The following is a 24,989-nucleotide window of genomic DNA, read 5'->3' on the forward strand; positions in this document are numbered from 1 at the left end:
CTGGACGGCGCCCGCTGATGGCAGCGCCTCTTTGGAACCTACGCTCGGCAACATATTTCACCCGCCCCAGAGCAGGCGCAAGGCTTGGCGGCCGCCCCTCGCAAGCGAATCGGCCGTGGCAGCGATGCCTATTCCGGAGATCAGCGACGACAGGCCTTCAGGCCCCGGCGGCAGCCACACGCCTCCGAGCCTGGGCCAACACGGCTTGGCGAACACGGCCGCCTGAAAGGCCGCCCGGCAATGCCGCCGCCTCTTCCGCCACGACGACGAGGCGATCGAGATCGACGCCTGTCGAAACGCCCATCTTCTCGAACATCCAGACGAGATCCTCGGTCGCGACGTTGCCGGTCGCGCCGGGCGCGAAGGGGCAGCCGCCGAGGCCACCGCTCGCCGCATCGATCACCCGCACCCCGGCATTGTAGGCGGCATAGGCATTAGCGGTTCCCATCGCGTAGGTGTCATGGCCATGGAAGGCCCAGCGATCCACACCCGGATAATGCGCGATCGCGAGTGCCACGAGCCGATCGACCTGATCCGGTGTCGCCCGGCCGGTGGTATCGCAGAGGCCAACCTCGACCTCGGGCCTCAAGGGCAGAAGGCGTCCAAGCAACGAGATCACCGCATCCTCCGCGACCCGTCCGGTGAAGGGACAATCGAAGCTGGTCGCGAGATTGAGCCGGATCGCGATATCCGGCGGCGTTTCGTTCACGAACCGACCATAATCGGCGACCGATTCATCGACCGACCGGCGCAGATTCGCTTGGTTATGGGCTTCAGATACCGACAGGACGAAGGCCAGTTCCCTCGCCCCAGCCGCCACCGCCTCGGCCGCCCGCCGCGCCGTCGGTACCAGCACCTGAGCGCGCATGCCAGGGATCGCCAATGCGGCTTCCAGCACAGCCAAGGTATCGCGCATCTGCGGCATCGCGTTGGCGCTGACGAAGGCGCCGACTTCCATGCGCCTGAGGCCGGTCGCGGCCAGACTATGCAACAGCGCGATCTTGCGCTCGGTCGGTATCCACGGACCGATGGGCTGAATGCCGTCCCGCAGCGTCACATCGACGATCTCGATCGCGTTCACCGACTGACGCCTTCCGAGACCAGCTCCGCTATTGCAGCGTCGGACATGGCGAGCAGGCCGCCGAAGACCTCCCGGTTATGCGCGCCGATCGCAGGACCGGGCCAGCGGATTTGCCCCGGATCCTCCGGCACATGCGGCACGATGCCGGGATGCAGCACGCGGCCGAGGAGCGGATCCTCGACCTCCCGCACCATGCGACGGAACCGAAATTGCGGATCGGCCGCGACATCGGCGATGGAATAGGCGCGGGTCGATGGAACATCGGCCGCGGCCAGCACTGGCTCCAGGGCCGCGACGTCCCATTGCTGGGTCCATTGCGTGATTCGGGCATCCAGCGCCTCGGCATTGGCGACGCGCGCCTGATTGCCCGCGAAGCGCGGATCTTCCAGAAGGTCGGGCGCTTCCATCGCCCCCGCCAAGCGGCGAAACAGCGCATCCGAATTGGCGGCGATGAGCAGCCAAATGTCGTCCCGTGTGCGATAGGCATTGGTCGGTGCCGCCGTCGCGATGCGTCCACCGCTTGGCTGCCGAATAATTCCGAGTGCCCCGTATTCGGGCAGAGCCCCCTCCAGCAGACTGGCAATGGCCTCACTGAGTGCAACGTCGACCGAGACGCCTTGGCACCCCGCAGCACCCCGCTTCCACAGCGCCGCCATGATGCCGAAGCAGGCATAGATGCCGGCCACCGAATCCCCAATGCTCAAACCAACCCTCACCGGCGGCAGATCGCTGGTGCCGGGCGCGTGGTTGGTGAGGTAGCGCAGCCCGCCGACCGCCTCGCCGATGACGCCGAAGGACGCCCGGTCGCGCTGCGGACCATCCTGGCCGTAGCCGGAAATGCGGGCGATGACGAGATCGGGCCGCGCGGCGCGCAAAGCCACTTCGGTCAGGCCCAGGCGGTCGAGTTGCCCGGGCCGGAAATTCTCCACCAGCACATCGCAATGGGCGACAAGTGCCAGAACGGTCTCACGACCCTTCGGATGCTTGAGATCGAGCGTGACGCAGCGCTTGTTCCGGCCGTGAACAGACCACCACAGCGGTTCGCCTGCCAGCCGGGCACCCCATTCGCGCACCGGATCGCCCTTGGGCGGCTCGACCTTGATGACATCGGCGCCAAGATCGCCAAGGAGCCGTGTGCAGAACGGGGCGGCGACGAAATGGCCGAGTTCCAGCACGCGCAACCCCGTCAGGGGACCCGATGAGGGCGGCGCATCGCTCGTCGTGTTGTCGGTCACGCGATCTCTTTGCTTGTATGGGCCAGACGCACACTCGCCACGGCGGCCCCCATCGTCAATGGCGTTGCGGCTCATGCCTCCTTGCATCAGGCGGCCGCGCCAGCACATCGACATGACCAACCCGGCAGGAGGCGCCGGTTTTCAGGGTCGCCAGCCGGAAGGTCCTCCAATCGCGAAGCTCCGCCGCGGCCATGCCGCCCGTCTCCGCCACCGCCCGGGCGACCCCCTCGATGAACGCGATTTGCAAGGCCTCCACCCCCTGCGACAATTGCCAGGCACTGTCCGCGCGAATGACATCATAGCCGAGCGCGGCAAAGGTATCAGCCAATGCCCGACCGGCCTCCGGTCCAAGCGCCTGGCCCATTCCCTTGTCCGACCGCTGATGCCGGTTGAAGAGTGCAACGATCGCCCCATCGGACTCGTGAAGGGGTGACCAGATGATGGTGCCGTCATAGTTCAGCGCGGCGTAGAGATCGAGACGCCGCTCGGCAAGCCGATCCGCGAGAGCCTCGATGAAGGATGCCGCGCAAAGGTCGAAGAGCGCGGAGGCGGTAACGAATGTGGCATCGCGCAGTGGCAACTCATCGAGCTGCGCGAGGTCCAGTTGAACTGCTTCAGCTAGCGCTCCGATGGACACCATGGCGGCATCCAGTAAGCTCCGGTCATTGTCGATGAGGCGCCAACGCACCGGCGCGAGAAGCCATGGCGACAGGGCTCGGAATGTCGCACCGGTGCCGCAGCCAAGATCGACGACGACGCCGCCCGATGCGCCCAAGGCAGCCGCGACAGTCCTGAGCAAATCCGGATTGCGAGCCTGGAGATCCGCAGGCTCGCGCAGTTCCAGCCACGACGCATCGAACCGCGTCATAACCGGTGCTCAAAGGGCGTTGCCATCACGAGGAGAATGTTCGCTGGGGTCCGATCAACCAAACCCTGAATCAGCTGGTGGTCTTATGTTTGTGCTTTTTCTTGTGCTTGTCGCTGTGTTTGTGGTCGTCGCTGTGCTTGTGTTTCGTGCTGTGCTTGTGATGTGTCGAGTCGCCAGAGGATGTCTTGGTTGCCTCTGTGGAGGTCTTCGTTGCCGGCGCAGGAACCACAGCGCTGGGAGAGGCCTCCGCGACATCGGCCGCTGCATTCCCGGCCGAATGATCCCGAGAGGACTTCACGGCATTTTGAGATGAAGCATCGACCACATTGTTGGAAGGAGCGGCCACGAGCCCGGTATAGGCTTTGACCACATCGTCTGGCGAAAGTTTGACAACGTTGTCCGCGATCTCGGATGGTGTGGTTCCGAAATATGAGCGCGCATCCGCAATCTCGCTTCCAAAAGCAAGCGGGCGCCATTTGTCCACGCGGGCCTGAAAAGCTGGCCAAGCTTGATAGGGTGTGGCCGGGCCCGGATCCGCGACCCCTCGATCGATCATGTCCTTGCGGACGATTGCGTCCACATTGAGCGCCGATATGTCCCACAGCATACAATCGACAACGCTTTGCGGGGCCTCTTTCGCATCGACATAGCATTGCGCGATATCGCTCGACACGAGCTTCATGCCCCCGGCATGCAGGGCCTTGCGGAAATTCATGACTGTGGCCGAAACGGTGTCGGGGCTTGGATGAGCCAGTAAGTTGCTGGCGTAGCTCGACCCGGAAGCGGTTACCAAGCCCGCAATCAACCACAAGACTGCACGTCCGCTTTGCATATGCTCCCCCGCCCTCACCGAAAGGCTAGGCTCTTCTCGCTTGACTGTCACTCAACCGGGCGCTGAGTTGTTATCCCTCGGTTTTTCCTGTGTGGCTCCGAATCTATTCAGCGACTCGACATCGCCTACACGGGCCACAGTCGATCACGAATCGAGCCGCCTATCCAGGTTTTTGCGCCCCACCGGCGGCCAGTTGACGCGATCGGAGTCGCATCGATCTTATATCCCAAACGGGTGCCCGGTCGTGCTGGGTGCCGAGGGAGGACTGACTTCGATGGATATCGAAACGCGAACAATCCGCCGCGTAACGAGGCGACTCATCCCGTTTCTCATGCTCTGCTATTTCGTCGCCTATCTCGATCGCGTGAACGTCGGCTTCGCGGCACTCGGCATGAACAAGGAGCTTGGCTTCACCGCCACCGTCTTCGGTTTCGGCGCTGGCATTTTCTTCATCGCCTATTTCTTCTTCGAAGTGCCTTCCAATCTCGCGCTTGAGAAATTCGGCGCCCGGAAGTGGATCGCCCGGATCATGTTCAGCTGGGGCGTGGTCGCGGGCGCGATGGCCTTTGTCCCGCAAATCTCGGCGCTGCTCGGGGTCCGCGCATCGACGACGTTCATCGTGTTGCGCGTGTTGCTCGGGCTTGCCGAGGCGGGCTTTTTCCCCGGCATCATCTTCTTTCTGACGATCTGGTTCCCGGCACGCTACCGCGGGCGGATGATCGGCTATTTCATGGCGGCCATCCCGCTCTCTACCGTCGTCGGCGGCCCGATCTCCGGCGCACTGCTCAATATTACCGGGCTTGGGCTGAGCGGCTGGCAGTGGATGTTCCTCATCGAAGCGCTTCCGGCGATCCTGCTCTCCGTCGTCGTGCTGTTCTACCTCACCGACAGGGCAGCCGACGCGACATGGCTTGCCCCGGACGAGCGCGCCTGGCTCGTCGAACGCCTGGCGTCGGAACGCGCCAAACGCGAGCGGGCGAAGCGTTTTGGCATCCTCGAAGCGATTTCCAATACGCGCGTTCTGCTGCTCGCCTTCGTCTATTTCGGCATCAACGGAACCAACTACGGGCTGAGCTTTTTCCTCCCGCAGATCGTGCGCGGCTTCGGATTGAGCTACACGGCGACCGGCTTCGTGACCGCCCTTCCCTATGTCGCGGGAACGATCGGGATGATCTATTGGGGACGCCATTCGGACCGCGCCGGCGAAAGGCGAGAGCATGTCGCGATCGCTGCTCTGATTGCGGGACTCGGCATCGCGGGCTCGACTCTGGTCGATGATCCGGTTGGCAAAATGCTGCTGCTGACGCTTGCGGGCTTCGGCATTTTCGGCGTGCTGCCGGTGTTCTGGACTTTGCCGACCAATTTCCTCGCCGGAGCGGCGGCGGCGAGCGGCATCGCGGCGGTGAATTCCCTCGGCAATCTTTCCGGTTTCTTTGGCCCTTACGTCATGGGCAAGATCAAGGATTCCACGGGGAGCTACACGATCGGGCTACTCGCGATCGCCTGTGTCGTCGGCTTCGCGATGCTGGTGGCGTTGTCGCTCAGCCATGACCAGCAGCTTGAAAACCTCGAGCCGGATGAGGTGCTTCCGCCGGAGCTGTAGTTGAACGGCGATCCAAGATCCGTCATGGCACGCGAAGGCGGGGCGGCCCCCCGCGTGCCATCCGCGCCTTGCCTTCATGGGCAAGCGAGGCGTGGATGCTCGGCCTTCGCCGAGCATGACGTGGGGGAATGAACACGGCTCGGGCCAGAGACACGCCCCTCTAATAAATCGCCGGTTCGCCGACCGCCGCGCCGAAGCCTGTTTGCAGGAAGTCGAAGTCGCAGCCCCGGTCGGCCTGAAGCACGTGGCGCGAGAACATCCAGCCGTAGCCGCGCTCGTACGGCCGGGGCGCTGGCACCCATGCCGCGCGGCGGCGCTCTAGCTCAGCCTCGGAGACTTCGAGGTTGATGCTGCGCTCCGCCACATTGACGGAGATGATATCGCCGGTTCGCGCGAGTGCCAGCGGCCCGCCGATATGCGCTTCTGGCGCCACATGCAAAATGCAAGCGCCGTAGCTCGTCCCGCTCATGCGTGCATCGGAAATGCGAATCATATCGCGCACCCCCTGCTTGAGGAGTTTCTTGGGAATGGGCAGCATCCCCCATTCCGGCATCCCAGGACCGCCCAGCGGCCCGGCATTGCGCAGCACAAGGATGTGGTCGGGTGTTACATCGAGGTCGTCACGGTCGATATTCGCCTTCAGCGAAGGATAGTCGTCGAAGACGATGGCCGGGCCGGAATGCTGCAGATATTTGGGCTCACAGGCGCTTGGCTTCATCACGCAGCCATCCGGCGCAAGATTGCCCCGGAGCACCGCGATTGCGCCATCCGCATAAACCGGATTGTCCAGCGTGCGAATGACATCGTCATTGTGCACCGTGGCCTCGGCTATGTTCTCGCCAAGCGTCTTGCCCGTGACGGTGAGCGCATCGAGGTGAAGATGCGGGCGTAGCCGAGTCATGAGGCCAGTGAGTCCTCCGGCGTAGTAAAAATCCTCCATCAGATATAATTTGCCGCTCGGCCGCACATTCGCGACAACCGGCACGCGACGGCTCGCTTTGTCGAACTCGTCGAGACCAACATCGAACCCCGCTCGCCGCGACATGGCGGTCACGTGGATCGTCGCATTCGTCGAACATCCCATCGCGATCGCCACGGTAACCGCGTTCTCGAACGAGTTGCGCGTCAGAATCTTGGCAGGAGTCAGATCCTCCCAAACCATCTCCACGATCCGGCGCCCGGACTCGGCGCACATTCTGATATGGTCGGCATCGGCGGCGGGGATCGACGACGCCCCGGAGAGCGTGAGGCCGACCGATTCGGCGATCGCCGTCATCGTGCTGGCCGTCCCCATCGTCATGCAGTGGCCGTGGCTCCGGGCGATGCCACCTTCGATCTCCAGCCACTCCTTATCCGATATATTCCCGGCGCGCCGCTCATCCCAATACTTCCAGGCATCGGAACCGGAGCCCAGCACCTTGCCCTTCCAATTCCCGCGCAGCATCGGGCCGGCCGGAACAAAAATGGCCGGCAACCCCGCGCTTATTGCTCCCATGATGAGCGCGGGCGTTGTCTTGTCGCAGCCGCCCATCAGCACCGCGCCGTCTATGGGATGGCTGCGGAGAAGCTCCTCCGCCTCCATCGCGAGCATGTTGCGGTAGAGCATTGTCGTGGGTTTGACGAAGTTCTCGGACAATGACAGCGCCGGAAGTTCCAACGGCAAGCCGCCCGTTTGCAGAATGCCGCGTTTGACGTCCTGAACGCGGTCCTTGAAATGCGCATGACATGGATTGATGTCGGACCATGTATTGAGAATCGCGATGATCGGCCGCCCCTCCCAGTCCGCGGGCCCATAACCCATCTGCATGATGCGAGACCGGTGCCCGAACGTCCGCAAATCGTCTGGACCAAACCAGCGCGCGCTTCTTAAGGAGTCTGGCGTTTTTCTTGTGCTGGTCATGACGCTCTCCGGAGATCGCTGCAGGCATGCGGCGCTCACGCTGCGATGCCGCCGGCTAGAAGCGTCACACGCCTGCCGCCGTAGCGTCAACGATCAGGGTATAGGGAGTCCCGCCGATAAGCCCGGCGCGCGACCCGCGCCCATTGACAAGCCCCGAGGTCTGCCCGGACTGTGCCGGCCGGCTCGTGAAGGCACGCGCCCGCGCCGGACCGTCTCGTGAAACACGACGCGCCCCGGGAGTTGCTTGTTTGTCGCAATCGTAGAGAGACCTGCCATGTCAAACCGCATTCCCATCGCGGCGGCTTGTGCCGCCATGCTTCTCGCCCCCACCGCCGTCTTCGCCCATGCCTATCCGCAAAAGGGAATACCGCCGATCAACGGCACCGTGCGCGTGGCGCCGCATGACCTCTCGATCACCTTCGATGACGAGTTGGAGCCTAAGTTCACGGGCGTTGTCGTCACGGATAGCAAAGGTGTCCGGGTGGATCTCGGCAATGCCCATGTCCCCGCTGGCCATGCGAAGGAGCTTGTCGTCGGCCTGAAGCCGTTAACCCCCGGCCGCTACGAAGTGCGGTGGCACGCGACGGACACCGACACGCATAAGACCCACGGCTCCTACTACGTGACGATCGCGCCATAGCCGGATGATCGACACGCCGGTTGCAACCCGCTCGACCCGCCATGGGGTCCTGCGAAGCTTGCCCGGCATCCTGCTTTGCATCTTGGTCACAGGCTTGGCAACGGCGCTCCAACTGGTCGAAACACGGCTGGTCGGGCAGCCCTATCTCGAAGCTCTTGTCCTCGCGATCCTTCTTGGAGTTGCCATCCGCTCGCTCTGGACGCCAGGCGATCTCTGGCATCCGGGCATAGTCTTCAGCGGCAAAATCCTGCTCGAAATCGCGGTGGTGCTGCTCGGTGCGGCGATAAGTGCGCGTGCCGTGCTGGCCCTCGGGCCGGGGCTCCTGGTCGGCATTGTCCTGATTGTCGCCGTCGCGATCGTGGCGAGCTACGGCATCAGCCGAGCCTTCCGCTTGCCGTGGCGCATGGCGATGCTGATCGCTTGCGGCAATTCCATCTGCGGCAATTCCGCGATTGCGGCGGTGGCCCCGATCATCGGCGCTGACAGCGACGATATCGCCTCCTCGATCGCCTTCACGGCGGTTCTGGGCGTCGTCGTCGTGTTGCTGCTGCCGTTGCTCGTGCCGGTCTTTCTCCTGTCACTGACGCAATACGGGGTGCTCGCCGGGCTGACAGTCTATGCAGTGCCGCAGGTTCTGGCAGCGACCTTGCCGATCGGTGCGCTAAGTAACCAGGTCGGCACGGTCGTCAAGCTGGTGCGTGTGCTGACTTTGGGTCCTGTCGTCCTCGCGCTTTCGCTCCTCACACGCCGGATGCGTGATGAGGCGAGCGAGGCAGAAGCCCCAGCCAGCCACACAAAACGACGGTACCCACCGCTGCACGAGTTGGTGCCCTGGTTTATCGTCGGCTTCCTGATCATGCTGACGCTTCGCTCGACTGGCATGATCCCGACATCCCTGGTGGCACCGATTACAAGGTTCGCGAATCTCCTGACAACCATCTCGATGGCGGCACTGGGTCTTAGTGTCGATGTGCGTGTCGTGGCACTGGCCGGGCCGCGGGTCGCGGCCGCGGTTACCCTGTCGCTCGTGATGCTTGGTGTGATCAGCTTCGGTCTGATCCGCGTTCTCCAGATCGGCTGAAGACCGAATACGGCTTCAGCGTCGGAAGGGCGTAGTCCAGGCAGGGGCATCACACTGAAGGTCTATGGATGTCAGCCGAATGTCCGTCTGAACAAAGCCCTCGCCGAGGGCTAGAGATCACAATGCGGCTGAATAACGGGTCCAGCAACGACGCAAGCAACAACCCGATAACCGACGTCTGGCCCAGACTGGAAAGTTGGAGTTCAGCGCGACAAAAGGACACGCCCATGCGCAACTTTTATTTTGCCTGCTCGGAGGATGGCCATGTTGCACCCCTGCAACCCACCTCGGTCATCAGCAATTGCGCCCGTCTCATGCGCGCTATCAAGTTGGAGCCGGCCATCTGCGTCGAGGCTTCCAGCGTCGCCCAAGCGGAGCGCATTTTTCTCGAGCATGGCGCGGGAAACCCATTTCTCCGCAAGATCCAATGTCAGCACGACGGCTATCGGTTCAGCCTGATCCGCCGCCATGTGCCCGGCCCCGAAGCCCATCACGCCTCATCCCTTTGAAAAGGGGCCGCTACGCCGCCAGTAGCGCCTCAGTCGTCGAGAACGCGTGCCTCGTCCGGTAGCATAATCGGGATGCCGCCCCGGATCGGATAGGCCAGACCCGCGGCGCGGCTAACCAATTCACCGCGCACCCGGTCATAGATGAGCGGCTGCTTGGTCAGGGGACACACAAGGATCTCCAGCAGCCGCGGATCGACGGGTTGCGGGGGAAGGGTCTCTTCGGCTTCGGATGTCGGCGGTTGATCCGTCACGTGGTCAAATCCCTGTTCAGCTTGGACGTAGGCCCCCGGGCGGGCTCTCGGTGCCATGCATTCCAATGCGGAGCAAGGCGAGCAGGATCTCCGCGCGCTTCGGCACGCTCGGCGCCTCCAGAAGCGCCTGTTTCTCCGAGGGCGAGAAGGGACACATCATACAGAGTGCGGTCAGCAGGCTCGCATCATCAAGCTGGCCGATGGAGTCCCAATCAGCATCCAGGCCCTGTTGCGAGAAATAGCCGCGCAGTTCACCCAGCAGCTTTGTGCGCGGCATACCGATGCCGCTTGGCTCCTCGCCGACATCCTCGGCATAGGCGCCGAAGTCGCCGCGCACACGCCGGTAGCCGCGCTTTGGAGCAAGCTCCTCCGCGACCGCGAAACGAACCACGCCGATCAATGAAATGAGCAGGCGCCCATCACCCGTTTCGGTGAAGGAGGTGATGCGGCCAAGGCAGCCGACACCGAACAGCGCGGGGCCGGACGGGGTCTCGGGCTTCGACGCATCGGGCTGGATCATTCCGAACAACCGGCCGGCCGCCAGAGCATCATCGACCAAGGCCAGATAGCGCGGCTCGAAGACGTTGAGCGGAAGCCGCCCATAGGGCAGCAGCATGGCACCGGCGAGAGGGAAGATGGGGATCGCCTCGCTCATGTCGGGCCAGGCAGCGGCGGAGTCCATAGTCTGTCGTCCCCGGGTCGGCTCTGCGGCAAGGCTTTCCGTGTGGCGCCCTAGCTAAAGAGGAGCGCCGAAAGACGCCGCCGAGCCTGGATGGAGGCCGGATCCTCAAGCCCCCAGGCCTCGAAGAATTTGAGCAGCTGAAGCCGCGCCGCATCCTCGTTCCAGCCACGCTGGCGTTTCATAATATCGAGCAGGGCGGCAGCCGCCTCTTCCCGCCGTCCCTGCGCATTGAAGGCGCTGGCGAGGTCGTAGCGCGCCTGGTGGTCGGCGGGATCGGCCGCGAGACGGGCCTCCAACTCCTGCACCTGGCTGGTGGCCTGGCGGCCCTCCACCGCCAAGGCGAGCGCGCTGCGCGCACCTGCGACCTCGGCATGATCCGCGATCTTGGGCGGAACGCGGCCGAGCAACGCTTCCGCCTCGTCTTCCTCGCCAGCAGCGAGCAGGGTGCGGATGAGGCCGCCCCAGGCCTCGGGCCGCTCGGGCTCTTCTTCCAACAGCGCCTGGTAGAGCTCGATCGCGCCCCCGAAATCGCCCTCCTCCTGCGCGGCCCGCGCCTCGGCGAGCAGATCGGCGGAGGGCATCGTGCCACCGGCGACCTTCAACAGCGCCTCGACGAAGCGGCGCGCCTCGGCCTCGGCCATGGCGCCCTGCACGAGGTCCGCGATCTGGCCCTGCCAGAAAGCGGCGATGGTCGGCACCGACTGCACCGGCAGCCCGAGCTGGGCGAGCTGCTGCACCAGCGCCCGGTTGGTGTCGATGTCGATCTTCACCAGCCGCACGCGGCCGCCCGCGGCGGTGACGACCCGCTCCAGGACCGGCGAAAGCTGCTTCGAGAGGGTGGAACGCGCGGACCAGAAATCCACCACGACGGGGAGTTGGCGAGACGCCTCGACCACGTCCTTGAGGAAGGTCGCCTGGTTACCCTCGAGGATGAAGGAGGCGCCGGCTGGGGCGGCCGCCCCGGATGTCAGATCCATATCACCCCGTCCATTGTCTAGCTCGTCCATCTCAGTTGCCTGTCAGGTGATGTGGTTCGGCGCTGCCAACAACGCCTTTCGGGCGCTTGGGAAGACCTCTACCACATGACTGAACCGGGCCATGCGCGGTCCGCGTGATGGCACGGCGGAGAGGCGCTTGCAATCATCCCGGAAGCCGCATAGAAGGCGCTCCCGCTGGAGCGCGGGCGTAGCTCAGGGGTAGAGCACAACCTTGCCAAGGTTGGGGTCGAGGGTTCGAATCCCTTCGCCCGCTCCAAAGAACAAAGTGAAATTAACGGGTTAACCCCGCTCGCGCCTGTGTGGCAACAGTGCAGATAAATCAGACCGAAAATCGGCCGCTTGTGAGTTACATCACTGCGCGCCAAGCCAGAAGTCTCGATCCTGCCCGTGTTGAGGGAGTGGACGAGATGTTGGCCTATTTCAAGGCGGTCGGGACGGTATTGGGACTGGTGGCTATCTGGGCTGTCATGGTGCAGCTCGGGGCGTGATGCTCGAAGAAATTGAGGCGGCAGTGAACTCGTTCAGGTAGTCTCGACAGCTCCTCTGGAGCTGCCGAGTCCATGTCCGACGACGTGCCTGCGACCGAAGCTTTGATGACGCAGGACGTCTGGATCTTAGCTGTGGCGGAAACCATCCCCCGACGCTGGGTCAGAATTCAGTTCCTTCCTGATGGGGCGATTGACCTCTTCGATCATCCGAACCAGAGGCGGTGGGCGATCGCTGATGGCCGGCTCACCCTCTCCTCAGACAAGGGAGTGCCCACGGTTCGATTCGGCAAAGGTGTAGCGGAGAACGGCATCATGCAGTTCCACGGCACACTTTCCCTTCCGGGCCGACCGCCTGTGGCCCTCAGTCTCGAACAGTTCGACCGCGCCAAGATACCGCAACAAGACAACCTGACGCGAGTCCACCTGCAGGAGGGAATCGACAAGGCGGGCTGGACAGTTGGAGACCATACCTATGGTTACCCGCGCATTCTGGACGTGGGCCTGGCAAACCCGAAGATCCACATTGGCAGGTTCACGTCGATCGGGGCTGATGTAACGATCTCGATGGGGAACCACAGGACGGATTTCGTCAGCACTTATCCGTTCGCGGATCTGCGCGCACAGTGGCCCCATGTTCCCGATCTCATCACCCATACTTCCCGGGGCGACATCCGCATCGGCAACGACGTATGGATCGGCCGGTCGGCCATAATCATGTCAGGCGTCACGATCGGAAATGGCGCTGTCATTGGAGCCGCGTGCGTGGTTACCAAAGATGTCCCGCCGTATGCGGTAGTCGTCGGCGTCCCAGGGTCAGTCGTTCGATACCGCTTCTCCCCGGACATCATTGCCGAACTTCAGGCAATCGCCTGGTGGGACTGGCCCGATGGCAAGATTGACCGAATGCTGAAGCACATGCTGACCGACGACATTGAGGCGTTTGTCGCGGTTGCTAAAGGCGTGTCACATCCGGGGCAGCGGCCTGTGGGTAGCCAATAGCGGCGCCCGACTTAGCCTGAAGAGCCTTGAGGTCCGCCGTTTACGGAACCTCAAACGTCTTCGAATAGCGCCCCTGCCCCTGCCTTGGCAGGGGCAGGGAAAGCTACGATCGGTCTGTCACACGCTTGCTCTCAAACGGTCTTCAAGCAGCGCGGGCCATTTCGCGCAGGACGTAGTGCAGGATACCGCCGTGGCGGTAATAGGCCACCTCGTCCAGCGTATCGACGCGGCAGAGCAGATCGACCGTGTCGGTCTGCCCGCTCGGCCGCCGGATCACCATCTTGATGTCCATGCGGGGCCGCAAATCCTCAAGACCGAGGATGTCCAGAGTTTCCTCGCCCGTCAGGCCCAGCGTCTTGCGGTCCATGCCCACTTTGAAGGTCAGCGGCAGCACGCCCATGCCGACAAGGTTCGAGCGGTGGATGCGCTCGAAGCTTTCCGTCACCACCGCCTTCACACCCAGCAGCATGGTGCCTTTCGCCGCCCAGTCGCGTGACGAGCCAGTGCCGTATTCCTTGCCGCCGAACACCACCAGCGGCGTGCCCTCGGCCTTGTAGAGCATCGCCGCGTCGTAGATCGGCATCACCTTGCGCGAGGGGTAATGCGTGGTCACGCCACCTTCGGTGCCAGGCGCCATCTCGTTCTTGATGCGGATATTGGCGAAGGTGCCGCGCATCATGATCTCATGGTTGCCGCGCCGCGCGCCGTAGCTGTTGAAGTCCTTTTGCTGGACTTGGTATTGCAGCAGATACTCGCCCGCCGGTGATGACTTCTTGATGCTGCCGGCCGGGCTGATGTGATCCGTCGTGATACTGTCGCCCAATACCGCCAGCACGCGCGCGCCGATGATATCCGTGACCGGCTTGGGCTCCATCGTCATGCCCTCGAAATAGGGCGGGTTGCGGACATAGGTGGAGCTATCCGACCAGGCATAGGTTTTAGCGTCACCCTCGACCGTGATTTCCTGCCACTGCTTCGGGCCCTTGAAAACATCCGAGTAACGATCGACGAACATCGCGCGCGTGACATTTGCGCCGACCAGCGCGTTGATCTCAGCCGCGGTCGGCCAGATGTCCTTGAGGTAAACCGGCCTGCCATCCTTGCCGGTGCCCAGCGGCGCCGTCGTGATGTCCTCATTCATCGTGCCAAGTAGCGCATAGGCGACAACCAATGGCGGGCTCGCGAGATAATTTGCGCGCACATTCGGATGCACGCGTCCCTCGAAGTTGCGATTGCCCGAAAGGACGGACACGGAAACCAGCTTGTTACCCTCGATCGCCTCGACAATCTCATCGTCGAGCGGGCCGCTATTGCCGATACAGGTGGTGCAGCCATAGCCAACTGTCTGGAAACCGAGCGCATCCAGATCGGCTTGCAAGCCCGACTTTTCCAGATACTCCGTCACCACTTGCGAGCCCGGCGCCAGAGAAGTCTTCACCCAAGGCCGCGCCGTCAGGCCCAAGGCCCGCGCCTTGCGCGCCACAAGTCCGGCGGCGACGAGTACGTAAGGGTTGGATGTATTGGTGCAGCTCGTAATGGCCGCGATCACCACGTCGCCATGGGTGATGTCGTAGTTGCGCCCGGCCACGCGCGCCGTGACGCCAACATCATTGGCCGGCACGCCCAGGCTGCGCGTCAGTTCGAGTTTAAACGCCTGCGACGCATCTTTCAGCGCCACGCGATCCTGCGGCCGCTTCGGCCCAGCGATCGAAGGCTCGACACTGGAAAGATCGAGTTCCAGCGTATCGGTAAAGCTCGGATCCGGCGTCTGGCTGTCGCGCCAGATCCCCTGCGCCTTGGCATAGGCTTCCGCCAGCGCGATGCGATCCTCGGGGCGGCCGGTCAGGCGCATGTAGTCGACAGCCACTCGGTCGAGCGGGAAAAAGCCGCAGGTCGCGCCATATTCCGGCGCCATATTGGCGATCGTCGCGCGGTCGGCGAGCGGCATGTGGTCCAGCCCAGGGCCGAAGAACTCGACGAATTTGCCGACCACGCCCTTCTTCCGCAGCATTTGCGTCACGGTCAGCACGAGATCCGTCGCGGTCACGCCCTCGGTGAGCTTGCCCGTCATGCGGAAGCCGATGACGTCGGGGATCAGCATGGCGATCGGCTGGCCGAGCATGGCCGCCTCGGCCTCGATGCCACCGACGCCCCAGCCCAGCACGCCGAGGCCGTTGACCATGGTCGTGTGGCTATCGGTGCCGAATAGCGTATCTGGATAGGCGAAGCTCTCGCCCTCCTCGACCGTCACCCAGACGTTCTGCGCGATATGCTCGAGGTTCACCTGGTGGCAGATGCCGGTGCCGGGGGGCACGACGCTGAAATTGTTGAAGGCGGTTTGGCCCCAGCGCAGGAAGCTGTAGCGCTCACCGTTGCGCTCGAACTCGATTTCCACGTTCTTCTCGAGCGAGTCGGCGGTGCCGCTGATATCGACCTGCACGGAATGGTCGATGACCAGATCGACGGGCACCAGCGGATTGACCTTCTGCGGGTCACCGCCCAGTGCCAGAATGCCGTCGCGCATGGCGGCGAGATCGACCACGCCGGGAACGCCGGTGAAATCCTGCATTAGGATGCGCGCCGGGCGGAACGGCACTTCCTGGGTCGAGGAGGCGTCCTTCAGCCAGCCGGCGATCGACCGGGCGTCGTCGGTCTTGTAGGACGTGCCATTCTCGAAGCGGAGCACATTCTCCAGCAGCACCTTGAGGCTGACCGGCAGGCGGCTGATGTCACCCAACTCGGCCGTGGCCTCCGGCAGGGAGAAGTAGCTGTAGTCCTTGTCCCCGACGCGCAGCACGCGCTTCGTCTTCAGACTGTCTTGGCCACTGATTTTCATGCTGTTTCGCCTCTTTGCGATCGCGCCGGCCGTGCCCGGCAGGTGCAAGGGATCTTGGTCTTGGTTAAACCATAGCCATCCGCCGGGGTCCACGTCGGCCGGTGCATGGAAGAGGGGCCGACGGCGGGTGCTGGAGCTACGGGATATCGCGGCCTTCCGCGGCGAGCGGCTCGTCTTCGAGGCGATCTCCTTCCGCCTTGACGCCGGAGAGGCGCTGGTGCTGACCGGTGCCAATGGTTCCGGCAAGACCACGCTGCTGCGGCTGCTCGCGGGCTTCGTGCCACCGGCGGCAGGCGACGTGTTGTGGCAGGGCGCTGAGGCGCTTGGCGATCTTCCAGCTCTCGGCCGCCGCACCAGTTTCCTCGGTCATCAGGATGCCGTGAAGTCGGGCCTGACGATGGCCGAGAACCTATCGCTCGGCGCGGCGAGAGGCGGCGATGGGCAGCGGGCTGCGCTGGAGACGATGGCGCTCGCCGACCTTGCCGACCTCCCTGCCCGCTTCCTTTCGGCCGGTCAGAAGCGCCGCCTCGCAATCGCGCGGCTGGTGCTGCAGCGCCGGCCGCTTTGGCTGCTCGATGAGCCGACCACCGCGCTCGATGCGGCCTCAGTGGTGGCCCTGGGCGTTGTGGTGGAGCAGCACCGCGCGGCGGGCGGCATCGTCGTAGCCGCAACCCATCTGGATTTGCCGCTCGCCTCGCCACGGTCGTTGCGGCTCGGCGAATGAGCGCCTTCCTCCAGCTGCTAAGGCGCGAGCTGCGGCTGGCGCTCCGCCACGGCGGCGACACCCTCGCGGTTTTGCTGTTCTTCGTGCTCACGGCGGCGCTCTTTCCTTTGGCGATCGGGCCGGAGCCGCAATTGCTTGGGCGGCTGGGGGGCGGTGCCATCTGGGTCTGCGCCCTGCTCGCCGCGCTGCTGCCGCTCGACCGGATGTTCGGCGCCGATTTCGAGGATGGGTCGCTCGATCAGCTTCTGCTGTCCGGCGCCCCGGCGGCGGTGATGGCGCTCGCCAAGGCGGTGGCGCATTGGATGACGACGGGACTGCCCCTGCTGCTGATCGCGGCGCCGGTCGCGATCATGCTACGCCTGCCGCCCGCCGAACTTGCGCCGCTGCTACTCGGTTTGCTGCCGGGCACCGCCGCCCTGTCGCTGATCGGCACGACGGGGGCGGCGCTCGTCATCGGGGCGCGGCGCGGCGGCGTCCTGCTGCCGCTGCTGGTCCTACCACTCGCGACACCAGTCTTGATCTTCGGGGCAGCGGCGGTTGGCGCCGTGAATGCCGGGCTCTCCGCGCGGCCGGACCTGCTGCTGCTCTGCGCGCTGCTCGCGCTGGCCCTGCCGCTTTGCCCGCTGGCGGCCGGCGCGGCAGCAAGGGCCGCGGCGGCCGAGTGACTCTCTGTGCGCGGTCAACCTACACCGCCGGTGTTTCGACCGCTGGCGCACCCTTCAACCGGCGGCTCGCATTGAACTCCGCGGGCAGGCTGAGCACCGCTCGAACCCCCGGCTGGTTGTCCTCCAGCCGCAGCGAACCGTTGTGTAGCTGCATGACCGCCTGGACCAAAGCGAGTCCAAGCCCCGAACCCGGCGTGCTGCGCGCGCTCTCGCCGCGAAAGAAACGTTCGGTCACGCGGTCCAGATCCTCCGGCGGGATGCCGCAGCCACCATCCGCCACGACGATCTCGATTTTGTCCCCGAGCCGCCCTGCGCCGAGCAGGATCGGCCGGCCCGGCGGCGAGAATTTCAGGGCGTTTTCCAGCAGATTAGCCACCGCTTGCTGCAACAGATCGCGGTCGCCGAAGACCGGCAGCGGCGGCTTGGCAAGCAGCTCGATCTCGAGCCCCTGCTCCTCCGCGACCGCGCCATAAAGCTCCTGCATATCGCTCAGCAGCGCATAGAGGTCGAGCGAGGCGAAAGCCGAGCGGCGCGAGCCGACCTCGATCTCGGCGATCCGCAGCAGACCCTGGAAGACCGAGACGATGCCGTCCAGATCGAAGGTCGCGCGCTCAACCGCGGCATGCAGGTCCCCAGCGTCGCGCGCATGCAGCGCCGCATCCTCCAGCCGCGCCCGCGCCCGGGTGATCGGCGTGCGAAGATCATGGGCAATGGCATTGGACACCTGCCGCACGCCGTCCATCAGCCGGGCTATGCGGTCGAGCATGTCGTTGATGGTCTCGGCCAGCCGGTCGAATTCGTCGCCGCGCCCGGACAGCCGCACGCGGTTCGACAAATCGCCCCGCGCGATCGCCGCCGCCGTCTCCGACACATCGGCGAGGCTGCGGCGGAACAGGCTCTGGATCACGATGGCGCCGACCGAGCCGAGCACGACCATGAGCAGCAGCGCCCAAAGGAGGCCAGCGGTCAGCAGCGAACGCAGCTTGGCGCGAGATGCCACGTCCCGCCCGATGAGCAGATGAAAGCCGCCGGGTAAATCGTAGCGATGCATGCGCGCCAGCGCCTCGTGGCTGCCGCGCTCCACCGGCAGCTCGAACCAATCGTCCGGACCTGAGACCTGTCCCGGCCACACCGACAGGTTGCCGGTGATGGGCTTGAGCTGCGCATTCGCCAGAAGATAAATCGCGTTCTCGTCGAGGCTTTGCGCCAGCCGGTCCTGAATGGTCAGAACCAGCGCCGCCAGGCCGCCTTCCTGGTAGCGCTCGCTCAATCCTTGAGCATCGGCATTGATTGCCGCCTCAACCTGACGGTTGAGCAGCCCAGCCGTCGCCCACCATAGGAAGATCGCCAAGGCCAAGGCGCTCACGCCGAAGATGAGGGCGTAGAGCAGCGCGAAGCGCAGCGCCGAGGAACGCAGGAATTTCACGCGCCGCACCCGTGGCAGGAAACGCGGCCGGGGCTCCGCCGGAGCATCGGCCGCATCCGGCGCCCGTGCCGGGAGCGGCCTCGCGACCTGGCTCATCATCCGGCCGCCCCGCTATCCGTCCCTAGGCCTCGTTATCCGGCCGCATGATGTAGCCGGCGTTGCGGACGGTATGCAGCAAGGGCCGGGGGAAAGGCTTGTCGACCTTCTGCCGCAGCCGGGAGACATGAACGTCGATCACATTGGTCTGCGGATCGAAGTGGTAGTCCCACACGCCCTCCAGCAACATGGTCCGCGTCACGACCTGCCCGGCATGGCGCATCAGATATTCGAGCAGCCGGTATTCCCTCGGCTGCAAATCAATCTTCTGGCCGGCGCGGCGCACGCTGCGGGACAGCAGATCCATCTCCAGATCGCCCACCGCTAGGCGCGTCACCACCGAATCGGCCTTGCCCCGCCGCGTTAGCGCCTCGACCCGCGCCAGCAGCTCGGCGAAGACGAAGGGCTTGGTGAGGTAATCGTCGCCGCCGGCCTTCAGGCCCTTTACCCGGTCATCGACCTGGCCGAGAGCGGAGAGGAACAACACGGGAGTCGTATTCTCCTGGGCTCGCAGCGTTTCCAGCAGCCGCAACCCGTCGATGCCGCCCGGCAGCATGCGGTCCAGGATGATCGCGTCGAAGGATTCGCTCGCCGCCATGAACAGCCCGTCGCGCCCGTTCGCGGCATGCTCGACGACATGCCCCGCCTCCCGCAGGCCCTTGACGACGAAACCGGCGACGTCCCGATCATCCTCCACCAGCAAGATCCGCATCTTGGCCTCTCCTCGCCTTCAGTCGTTCTACTCTGCCTGAGTCATGGGCCGTAGCCCGACCACGACAGTCGCCACCATGGGTCTGCCGCGCCGCACGACATTGAGCCGCGCGGAGCGCCCCGGATGAATCCCGGCGATCTTGCGGATCAGGCCGAGCGCGGTATCGACGGGCGCGCCATCGACCGTGAGGATGCGGTCCTTGGAGCGCAGACCCGCGCGCGCCGCTGGCCCCGAAGGCTCTACGCCCGTCACCACGACGCCGGGCGCCGCCGCGTCAGCCTCCGCATCCGAGACACCGATACCCAGCCAGCCACGGTCGATATGCCCGCGCTGTTCCAGCTCCGTCACGATCCCTTCGGCCAACTCGCTCGGGATAGCGAAGCCGATGCCGACCGAGCCGCCGGTCGGGGAAATGATGGCGGTGGTCACGCCGACGACCTCACCCGTCATGTCGAAGGTGGGTCCGCCGGAGTTGCCGGGATTGATCGGCGCATCGAGCTGCAGGAAGTCGTCGAACGGCCCGCTCATGATGTCGCGCCCACGGGCGGAGATTATGCCGGCGGTGACGGAGCTGCCGAGGCCGAAGGGATTGCCGGCGACTAGGATCCAGTCGCCGACCTCGACCTGTCGCGAATCGCCCCAGTTCACAGCGGGCAGCGCGTGGCGGGCGGCCACCTTGATGACCGCGATATCCGTCAGCTCGTCGATCCCCACGACTCGTGCCGGAAGCTGCGTGCCGTCTGCCAGGGAAACGGTGATCCGGCTCGCACCGCCCACCACATGGTCATTGGTCACGATGTAGCCGCTGGGATCGATGATGAAGCCCGAACCCGCCCCAAGCACACGATTCTTGCCGGGACGGTGCCGGCCGGGAACCTGATCCTGACCGTCGTCAGGGCTTTCGGCTGATTGTTCCTCGGTTACCGAGATATTGACGACGGAGGGTGCCACCTTCTTTACGAGGTTGCGAAAGCTCGGGAAGCCGTTCTGAGCTTGGGCGCAGCCGCAAAAGGAGAGCGTGAGCAGGCTAGCCGCGGCCAAGATGCCTGCGCGGGCGGGGCAGCGAGCCCTGAAGGCATAGGCAGGCCGAAGCGAGGAGTGGAACATTCTTCTCTTGTCACACAGCCAGGGCACGGTCATCCAGAGCCCGAGCCGCCTGATTGCGGTGATTGCCAAGGTTTAACGACAGGACAATCTGCCACAAGGTAACGGCCGGGGATCGGCCGGTCTCCGCCAAGGTAATGGCGGCAAGAGCGAGCGGGATTGGAAGAGGTTTGAGCGTGAGCAGCACCATCTCCATGGACGACTTCCATAAAGTGGATATCCGAGTCGGGACGATCGTCGATGCCCAGCCTTTCCCTGAGGCGCGAAAGCCCGCGATCAAGCTATGGATCGACTTCGGCCAGCCGCTCGGTGTGAAGCGATCCTCCGCCAAGCTCACGCGCCATTACATGCCCGAGACGCTGATCGGGCGGCAGGTCTGCGCCGTGGTCAATTTCCCGACGCGGCAGATCGGTCCTTTCGTTAGCGAGGTCTTGACCTTGGGGATGCCGGATGCGAGCGGCGAGGTTGTGCTCATCAAACCCGATTTGCGAATCCCCGACGGAGGCAGGCTCTTCTGATGGCCCAACATTACTACACGGTCACCTGGGACCAGCTTCATCGCGATGCGCGTGCCCTGGCATGGCGGCTGATGGGCGCCGGCCCTTGGGCGGGCATCGTCGCGGTGACTCGGGGCGGCCTGATCCCCGCCGCCATCATCGCGCGAGAACTGGAATGCCGTTTGATCGAAACCGTCTCGGTCGTCGCCTATGAGGATGAGGACCTTGGGCAGCCTCGGGTCACCAAGGCGCCGATGGCTGCCGGGGATGGCACTGGGTTCCTGATCGTCGATGATCTCGTGGACACCGGAGCAACCTCCCGGGTCGTGCGCGCCCTGCTTCCACGTGCCCATTTCGCCACGGTCTATGCGAAACCCGCCGGCAAGAACGAGGTGGATACCTTCGTGACGGAGGTATCGCAGGACACCTGGATCCTTTTCCCGTGGGACACCGACGCGACGCCCCAATTCGTGGCGCCGATGGCGCGGGGGTCGTAGCGGGTCCTCCTTCAGCCAGCACCCATCGCGCGCCGCATGAAGAAGCGCTTCACCGGCGGCAGGCGGTGGACGGCGGCGATTCCCAGGTCACGCGCGCCACGCAGCAGCGGATTGTCGTTGCTGAATAGCCGGTCGAGCACATCCGTCGCCGCCAACATCATGAGATTGTCCGGCCGCCGCTGGCGCTGATAGCGCGCGAGCACGCCGCTCTCTCCCGGATCATTGCCGCGCTCCAAAGCCTCGAGCACCAGGCGGGACAGTTCGGCCGCGTCGCGCAGCCCCAGATTAAAGCCCTGGCCTGCGATCGGATGGATGCCATGCGCCGCATCACCCACCAAGGCGAGCCGCGTATCGACGTAGCGCGTCGCCAGCAGGGCCGAGAGCGGATAGTGCCAGCGCCGCCCCAGCAGGCGAATCCCGCCGAGATGATCGCCCAGCCGCCGGGCCACCTCGCGGGTGAAGGCTGGCGCGTCCAGCGCCGCGAGGCGCTTGGCCACGTCCGCGCGGTCGGTAAAGACGATCGCCGAGACATGCGGGGCGCCCGGCGTCGGGCCCATGGGAAGCTGCGCGAAGGGTCCGCCGGGCAGGAAATGCTCCAGCGCGACGTTCTCGTGGTGACGCTCATGCGCGATGGCGCAAACGATGCCGCTCTGGCGATAGGGGTAGCGGATGACCGGGATACGCGCTTGGCGCCGCAGTGGACTCTCTCGCCCCTCGGCCGCGATGACGAGACGGCAGGTGATGCGCTCCCCGGCTTTGGTGCGGACCACGACCCCCTCCGCGCTCCGCACGACGTCGATCTGAGCCGGGGCGAAGAGGGTAATGCCGCGGCCGGCATGCAGCCGCCGGTTCAACGCGATCCGCAAAGCCCGTGCCTCAACCATCCAGCCGAAGGGTCCGCCATCCAGCTCGGCCTGATCGAAATGAAGGAATAGCGGCGAGGCTGGCCGGCCTGGCCTGCCATCGGACACCCGGATCTGCTCGATCGGACTGGGCTCGAAGGGCAGTGCATCCCATAGCCCGCCCTGGCTCAGCAGCGGCACCGAGCCGGCGGCTATGGCATAGGCCCGGCCATCGAAGTCGGGATGTTCCATCGGCGACAGCGGCGCGCGGTCGAATACCGCCACTCGCGCCCCCGCCTCGGCCAGACGGCAGGCGAGCGCGCCGCCCACCGGCCCGGCTCCCACGATACAGACGTCGACAGTCAATTCGGTGGTCATCACGGTCCCGGCGCTAAAGGCTGCCCGTTATATAGGCGGCATCCCATCGAGCCAGAGCCCTTCTCCTCGGACGGCCAGCGAAATTGTTCCGTGGCACGCCGCTTGCAAGCCTCCCCGGCAATCACGTTTCGCGTGATCGACAACCGGGAGAGAGGACGGCGACATGAAGCTGGTCATGGCCATCATCAAACCTTTCAAGCTCGACGATGTTCGGGAAGCACTGACACCCCTCGGGGTTCAAGGGCTCACGGTCTCCGAGGTGAAGGGTTTTGGCCGACAGAAGGGGCAGACCGAGATCTACCGCGGCGCGGAGTACCACGTGAACTTCCTGCCGAAGGTCAAGATCGAGGTCGCGGTGCCATCGGACCTCGCGGAGCAGGTGGTCGAGGCCATCATGCGTGCCGCGCACACAGGAAAGATCGGAGACGGCAAGATTTTTCTGATGGACGTCGAACGCGTCGTGCGGATCCGCACCGGCGAGCTCGACGCCGAGGCGCTTTGAAAAGGAACCGATGATGCAGCGACTTCTCTCGAGGCGCGTGACGCGCGCCGCGGCACCGCTTCTCGCGCTGCCGTTCCTTGCTATCTCGGTTCCCGCCTTCGCCGCGGATGCCCCGAAGATAGACACGGGCAACACTGCCTGGATGCTGGCATCCACCGCGCTCGTTCTCATGATGACCATTCCAGGCCTTGGCCTGTTTTACGCTGGTATGGTGCGTAAGAAGAATGTGCTGGCGACGCTGGCGCAATCCTTCGCCATCTGCTGCCTTGTCACGATCGTCTGGTGCGTGGTCGGCTACAGCCTCGCCTTCACCCCCGGCAACGCCTATATCGGCGACCTTTCGCGCTTCATGCTGAATGGCTTTGGCGCCAACTGGAACAAGGACTTCCTGCTGGGCGGCACGGTGGATCAGACGATCCCCGAAAGCGTCTACATGATGTTCCAGATGACCTTCGCGATCATCACCCCGGCGCTGATCTGCGGCGCTTTCGCGGACCGCATGAAGTTCAGCGCAATGTGCATCTTCATGGTGGTGTGGTCGATCGTCGTCTACAGCCCGATCGCACATTGGGTGTGGTCGACGACCGGCTGGGCCGGAGCCGCTGGCGTGCTCGACTTCGCGGGCGGCACCGTCGTGCATATCAATGCCGGTATCGCTGGCTTGATGTGTGCCATCGTGCTCGGCAAGCGCACCGGCTACGGCAGCGAGAATATGCATCCGTATAACGTGGGCTATTCGATGATCGGGGCGAGCTTGCTCTGGGTCGGCTGGTTCGGCTTCAACGCGGGTTCCGCGGTTGCCGCCAATGGCCGCGCCGGCATGGCGATGGCCGCGACTCAAATCGCGACCGCCGCGGCGGCGCTCGGCTGGATGTTTGCCGAGTGGATCATCCGCGGCAAGCCGAGCCTCCTCGGCATTGTTTCTGGCGCCGTCGCCGGTCTCGTCGCGATTACGCCGGCTTCGGGATTCGTGTTGCCTGGTCCGTCCATCATTATCGGCGTCGCCGCCGGCGTCGGCTGCTTCTTCGCCGCGACCACGATGAAGAACTTCCTCGGCTACGACGACAGCCTGGATTGCTGGGGCGTACATGGCATCGGAGGTATTATAGGTGCTTTGCTTACCGGAGTATTCGCCTTCGGTCCGCTGTACGGAGGATCGGGAGGAAGTCTCCATCAGCTCATGATCCAATGCGAAGGCATTGGCGCCACACTGATCTGGAGCGGAGTGCTCTCCTTCGTCATTCTCAAGATCATCGACATGACCATCGGCCTCCGCGTCTCGCGGGACGACGAGGTGGAGGGTCTCGACATCACCATGCACGGCGAGCAGATCGTCTAACTTCGGCTGCTGTTCGGTTGGCAAAAGGGAGCGCCTCGCAAGGGCGCTCTTTTTTGTTGGTGCGGCGCAGTTCGGGCCAAACTAGAGCGTGATGATCGGACGTTGAACCGCGACCTAAAGATTCGTCATGGCACGCGAAGGCGTGCCATCCACGCCTTCTTCGTTGCGCAAGCAAGGCGTGGATGCTCGGCCTTCGCCGAGCAT

At 64.4% G+C, this 24,989-nt stretch carries 25 protein-coding genes and 1 tRNA gene; 12 read left to right on the forward strand and 14 right to left on the reverse strand.

What is annotated here, in order from left to right; all coding sequences use genetic code 11:
* Positions 1–157: 157 nt before the first annotated feature.
* The 4 genes from GSQ92_RS08605 to GSQ92_RS08620 all read right to left on the reverse strand — a co-directional run bounded on the left by GSQ92_RS08605 (position 158) and on the right by GSQ92_RS08620 (position 3,899).
* The gene (locus tag GSQ92_RS08605) at positions 158–1,081 is read right to left on the reverse strand and encodes a hydroxymethylglutaryl-CoA lyase (RefSeq protein WP_158802874.1); all 924 of its coding nucleotides are present in this window, start codon (positions 1,079–1,081) and stop codon (positions 158–160) included.
* Complete coding sequence (locus GSQ92_RS08610) at positions 1,078–2,316, reverse strand: CaiB/BaiF CoA-transferase family protein (RefSeq protein ID WP_254065612.1); 1,239 nt, start codon at positions 2,314–2,316, stop codon at positions 1,078–1,080. Before GSQ92_RS08610 ends, GSQ92_RS08605 begins: the two co-directional genes overlap by 4 nt.
* A 55-nt stretch (positions 2,317–2,371) precedes the next feature.
* Complete coding sequence (locus GSQ92_RS08615) at positions 2,372–3,184, reverse strand: class I SAM-dependent methyltransferase (protein ID WP_158802876.1); 813 nt, start codon at positions 3,182–3,184, stop codon at positions 2,372–2,374.
* Between the two features lie 70 nt (positions 3,185–3,254).
* A complete protein-coding gene (locus GSQ92_RS08620) occupies positions 3,255–3,899 on the reverse strand; it encodes a hypothetical protein (protein WP_158802877.1) in 645 nt (214 codons plus the stop codon).
* 391 nt (positions 3,900–4,290) lie between these two features.
* Here GSQ92_RS08620 and GSQ92_RS08625 point away from each other — a divergent pair, with 391 nt between their 5' ends.
* A complete protein-coding gene (locus GSQ92_RS08625) occupies positions 4,291–5,619 on the forward strand; it encodes an MFS transporter (protein ID WP_158802878.1) in 1,329 nt (442 codons plus the stop codon).
* 160 nt (positions 5,620–5,779) lie between these two features.
* Here the strand turns inward: GSQ92_RS08625 and araD are convergent, their stop codons facing one another.
* Complete coding sequence (gene araD / locus GSQ92_RS08630) at positions 5,780–7,519, reverse strand: L-arabinonate dehydratase (RefSeq protein ID WP_159013364.1); 1,740 nt, start codon at positions 7,517–7,519, stop codon at positions 5,780–5,782.
* 274 nt (positions 7,520–7,793) lie between these two features.
* Between araD and GSQ92_RS08635 the strand changes: the two genes are divergently transcribed.
* The 3 genes from GSQ92_RS08635 to GSQ92_RS08645 all read left to right on the forward strand — a co-directional run bounded on the left by GSQ92_RS08635 (position 7,794) and on the right by GSQ92_RS08645 (position 9,749).
* Positions 7,794–8,159: a copper resistance protein CopC gene (locus tag GSQ92_RS08635; RefSeq protein ID WP_158802880.1), complete on the forward strand. Its 366-nt coding sequence runs from the start codon at positions 7,794–7,796 to the stop codon at positions 8,157–8,159.
* 4 nt (positions 8,160–8,163) lie between these two features.
* A complete protein-coding gene (locus tag GSQ92_RS08640) occupies positions 8,164–9,240 on the forward strand; it encodes a YeiH family protein (protein WP_158802881.1) in 1,077 nt (358 codons plus the stop codon).
* A gap of 227 nt (positions 9,241–9,467) precedes the next feature.
* Positions 9,468–9,749 (forward strand): hypothetical protein, encoded by a 282-nt coding sequence (locus GSQ92_RS08645; protein WP_158802882.1) that lies wholly within the window; start codon positions 9,468–9,470, stop codon positions 9,747–9,749.
* 29 nt (positions 9,750–9,778) lie between these two features.
* Here GSQ92_RS08645 and GSQ92_RS08650 read toward each other — a convergent pair whose 3' ends face one another.
* Genes GSQ92_RS08650 through GSQ92_RS08660 form a run of 3 tightly spaced genes read right to left on the reverse strand, consistent with a single transcriptional unit; the run spans position 9,779 to position 11,659 of the window.
* Positions 9,779–10,000 carry a Trm112 family protein gene (locus tag GSQ92_RS08650; RefSeq protein ID WP_254065613.1) on the reverse strand — a complete coding sequence of 74 codons (222 nt, stop codon included), beginning with the start codon at positions 9,998–10,000 and terminating at the stop codon, positions 9,779–9,781.
* 16 nt (positions 10,001–10,016) lie between these two features.
* Positions 10,017–10,682, reverse strand: a complete 666-nt coding sequence (locus GSQ92_RS08655; protein WP_158802884.1) for an LON peptidase substrate-binding domain-containing protein — start codon at positions 10,680–10,682, stop codon at positions 10,017–10,019.
* 50 nt (positions 10,683–10,732) lie between these two features.
* The gene (locus GSQ92_RS08660; protein ID WP_158803131.1) at positions 10,733–11,659 is read right to left on the reverse strand and encodes a tetratricopeptide repeat protein; all 927 of its coding nucleotides are present in this window, start codon (positions 11,657–11,659) and stop codon (positions 10,733–10,735) included.
* Positions 11,660–11,861: 202 nt separating this feature from the next.
* Between GSQ92_RS08660 and GSQ92_RS08665 the strand changes: the two genes are divergently transcribed.
* A tRNA-Gly gene (locus GSQ92_RS08665) sits at positions 11,862–11,936 on the forward strand.
* Positions 11,937–12,240: 304 nt separating this feature from the next.
* Positions 12,241–13,167: a CatB-related O-acetyltransferase gene (locus GSQ92_RS08670; RefSeq protein ID WP_305782222.1), complete on the forward strand. Its 927-nt coding sequence runs from the start codon at positions 12,241–12,243 to the stop codon at positions 13,165–13,167.
* A gap of 142 nt (positions 13,168–13,309) precedes the next feature.
* Here GSQ92_RS08670 and acnA read toward each other — a convergent pair whose 3' ends face one another.
* Positions 13,310–16,003 carry an aconitate hydratase AcnA gene (acnA, locus tag GSQ92_RS08675; RefSeq protein WP_159013365.1) on the reverse strand — a complete coding sequence of 898 codons (2,694 nt, stop codon included), beginning with the start codon at positions 16,001–16,003 and terminating at the stop codon, positions 13,310–13,312.
* A 127-nt stretch (positions 16,004–16,130) separates the two neighbouring features.
* Between acnA and ccmA the strand changes: the two genes are divergently transcribed.
* Together ccmA and ccmB are read left to right on the forward strand one after the other, a co-directional pair.
* Positions 16,131–16,727, forward strand: coding sequence for a heme ABC exporter ATP-binding protein CcmA (gene ccmA / locus GSQ92_RS08680; protein WP_254065615.1), 597 nt, complete (start codon positions 16,131–16,133; stop codon positions 16,725–16,727).
* A complete protein-coding gene (gene ccmB / locus GSQ92_RS08685; protein ID WP_158802887.1) occupies positions 16,724–17,392 on the forward strand; it encodes a heme exporter protein CcmB in 669 nt (222 codons plus the stop codon). Before ccmA ends, ccmB begins: the two co-directional genes overlap by 4 nt.
* A 19-nt stretch (positions 17,393–17,411) precedes the next feature.
* Here ccmB and GSQ92_RS08690 read toward each other — a convergent pair whose 3' ends face one another.
* The 4 genes from GSQ92_RS08690 to GSQ92_RS29800 form a co-directional block, all read right to left on the reverse strand.
* Positions 17,412–18,914, reverse strand: a complete 1,503-nt coding sequence (locus tag GSQ92_RS08690) for a HAMP domain-containing sensor histidine kinase (RefSeq protein ID WP_158803133.1) — start codon at positions 18,912–18,914, stop codon at positions 17,412–17,414.
* A gap of 25 nt (positions 18,915–18,939) precedes the next feature.
* A complete protein-coding gene (locus GSQ92_RS08695) occupies positions 18,940–19,626 on the reverse strand; it encodes a response regulator transcription factor (RefSeq protein ID WP_158802888.1) in 687 nt (228 codons plus the stop codon).
* 27 nt (positions 19,627–19,653) lie between these two features.
* The gene (locus GSQ92_RS08700) at positions 19,654–20,667 is read right to left on the reverse strand and encodes a S1C family serine protease (RefSeq protein WP_254065617.1); all 1,014 of its coding nucleotides are present in this window, start codon (positions 20,665–20,667) and stop codon (positions 19,654–19,656) included.
* Positions 20,668–20,743: 76 nt separating this feature from the next.
* The gene (locus GSQ92_RS29800; RefSeq protein ID WP_174246653.1) at positions 20,744–20,926 is read right to left on the reverse strand and encodes a hypothetical protein; all 183 of its coding nucleotides are present in this window, start codon (positions 20,924–20,926) and stop codon (positions 20,744–20,746) included.
* Here GSQ92_RS29800 and GSQ92_RS08705 point away from each other — a divergent pair.
* Together GSQ92_RS08705 and gpt are read left to right on the forward strand one after the other, a co-directional pair.
* Positions 20,925–21,248: a tRNA-binding protein gene (locus tag GSQ92_RS08705; protein WP_254065618.1), complete on the forward strand. Its 324-nt coding sequence runs from the start codon at positions 20,925–20,927 to the stop codon at positions 21,246–21,248. The genes GSQ92_RS29800 and GSQ92_RS08705 overlap by 2 nt on opposite strands.
* Positions 21,248–21,724: a xanthine phosphoribosyltransferase gene (gpt, locus tag GSQ92_RS08710; RefSeq protein WP_158802890.1), complete on the forward strand. Its 477-nt coding sequence runs from the start codon at positions 21,248–21,250 to the stop codon at positions 21,722–21,724. Before GSQ92_RS08705 ends, gpt begins: the two co-directional genes overlap by 1 nt.
* An 11-nt stretch (positions 21,725–21,735) precedes the next feature.
* On the opposite strand, the gene GSQ92_RS08715 is transcribed toward gpt, so the two are convergent.
* Positions 21,736–22,944 carry a UbiH/UbiF/VisC/COQ6 family ubiquinone biosynthesis hydroxylase gene (locus GSQ92_RS08715; protein WP_158802891.1) on the reverse strand — a complete coding sequence of 403 codons (1,209 nt, stop codon included), beginning with the start codon at positions 22,942–22,944 and terminating at the stop codon, positions 21,736–21,738.
* Between the two features lie 163 nt (positions 22,945–23,107).
* Here GSQ92_RS08715 and GSQ92_RS08720 point away from each other — a divergent pair, with 163 nt between their 5' ends.
* Together GSQ92_RS08720 and GSQ92_RS08725 are read left to right on the forward strand one after the other, a co-directional pair.
* Entirely contained in the window at positions 23,108–23,446 is a 339-nt protein-coding gene (locus GSQ92_RS08720; protein WP_158802892.1) for a P-II family nitrogen regulator, read from the forward strand.
* Positions 23,447–23,459: 13 nt separating this feature from the next.
* Positions 23,460–24,785 carry an ammonium transporter gene (locus GSQ92_RS08725; RefSeq protein WP_371417999.1) on the forward strand — a complete coding sequence of 442 codons (1,326 nt, stop codon included), beginning with the start codon at positions 23,460–23,462 and terminating at the stop codon, positions 24,783–24,785.
* Positions 24,786–24,989: the final 204 nt, after the last annotated feature.

Origin of the sequence: Acidisoma sp. S159 (genome assembly GCF_009766125.1) — a bacterium.
Taxonomy (GTDB): domain Bacteria; phylum Pseudomonadota; class Alphaproteobacteria; order Acetobacterales; family Acetobacteraceae; genus Acidisoma.

Coding starts and splice junctions, on each gene's coding strand:
- GSQ92_RS08640 (WP_158802881.1), top strand. CDS start 8,164: ATGATCGACACGCCGGTTGCAACCCGCTCGACCCGCCATGGGGTCCTG.
- GSQ92_RS08695 (WP_158802888.1), bottom strand. CDS start 19,626: ATGCGGATCTTGCTGGTGGAGGATGATCGGGACGTCGCCGGTTTCGTC.
- GSQ92_RS08720 (WP_158802892.1), top strand. CDS start 23,108: ATGAAGCTGGTCATGGCCATCATCAAACCTTTCAAGCTCGACGATGTT.
- ccmB (WP_158802887.1), top strand. CDS start 16,724: ATGAGCGCCTTCCTCCAGCTGCTAAGGCGCGAGCTGCGGCTGGCGCTC.
- GSQ92_RS08715 (WP_158802891.1), bottom strand. CDS start 22,944: ATGACCACCGAATTGACTGTCGACGTCTGTATCGTGGGAGCCGGGCCG.
- GSQ92_RS08645 (WP_158802882.1), top strand. CDS start 9,468: ATGCGCAACTTTTATTTTGCCTGCTCGGAGGATGGCCATGTTGCACCC.
- GSQ92_RS08705 (WP_254065618.1), top strand. CDS start 20,925: ATGGACGACTTCCATAAAGTGGATATCCGAGTCGGGACGATCGTCGAT.
- GSQ92_RS08620 (WP_158802877.1), bottom strand. CDS start 3,899: ATGAATTTCCGCAAGGCCCTGCATGCCGGGGGCATGAAGCTCGTGTCG.
- GSQ92_RS08615 (WP_158802876.1), bottom strand. CDS start 3,184: ATGACGCGGTTCGATGCGTCGTGGCTGGAACTGCGCGAGCCTGCGGAT.
- GSQ92_RS08690 (WP_158803133.1), bottom strand. CDS start 18,914: ATGAGCCAGGTCGCGAGGCCGCTCCCGGCACGGGCGCCGGATGCGGCC.
- GSQ92_RS08655 (WP_158802884.1), bottom strand. CDS start 10,682: ATGGACTCCGCCGCTGCCTGGCCCGACATGAGCGAGGCGATCCCCATC.
- gpt (WP_158802890.1), top strand. CDS start 21,248: ATGGCCCAACATTACTACACGGTCACCTGGGACCAGCTTCATCGCGAT.
- GSQ92_RS08635 (WP_158802880.1), top strand. CDS start 7,794: ATGTCAAACCGCATTCCCATCGCGGCGGCTTGTGCCGCCATGCTTCTC.
- araD (WP_159013364.1), bottom strand. CDS start 7,519: ATGACCAGCACAAGAAAAACGCCAGACTCCTTAAGAAGCGCGCGCTGG.
- GSQ92_RS29800 (WP_174246653.1), bottom strand. CDS start 20,926: ATGGAGATGGTGCTGCTCACGCTCAAACCTCTTCCAATCCCGCTCGCT.
- acnA (WP_159013365.1), bottom strand. CDS start 16,003: ATGAAAATCAGTGGCCAAGACAGTCTGAAGACGAAGCGCGTGCTGCGC.
- GSQ92_RS08670 (WP_305782222.1), top strand. CDS start 12,241: ATGTCCGACGACGTGCCTGCGACCGAAGCTTTGATGACGCAGGACGTC.
- GSQ92_RS08725 (WP_371417999.1), top strand. CDS start 23,460: ATGCAGCGACTTCTCTCGAGGCGCGTGACGCGCGCCGCGGCACCGCTT.
- GSQ92_RS08625 (WP_158802878.1), top strand. CDS start 4,291: ATGGATATCGAAACGCGAACAATCCGCCGCGTAACGAGGCGACTCATC.
- GSQ92_RS08660 (WP_158803131.1), bottom strand. CDS start 11,659: ATGGATCTGACATCCGGGGCGGCCGCCCCAGCCGGCGCCTCCTTCATC.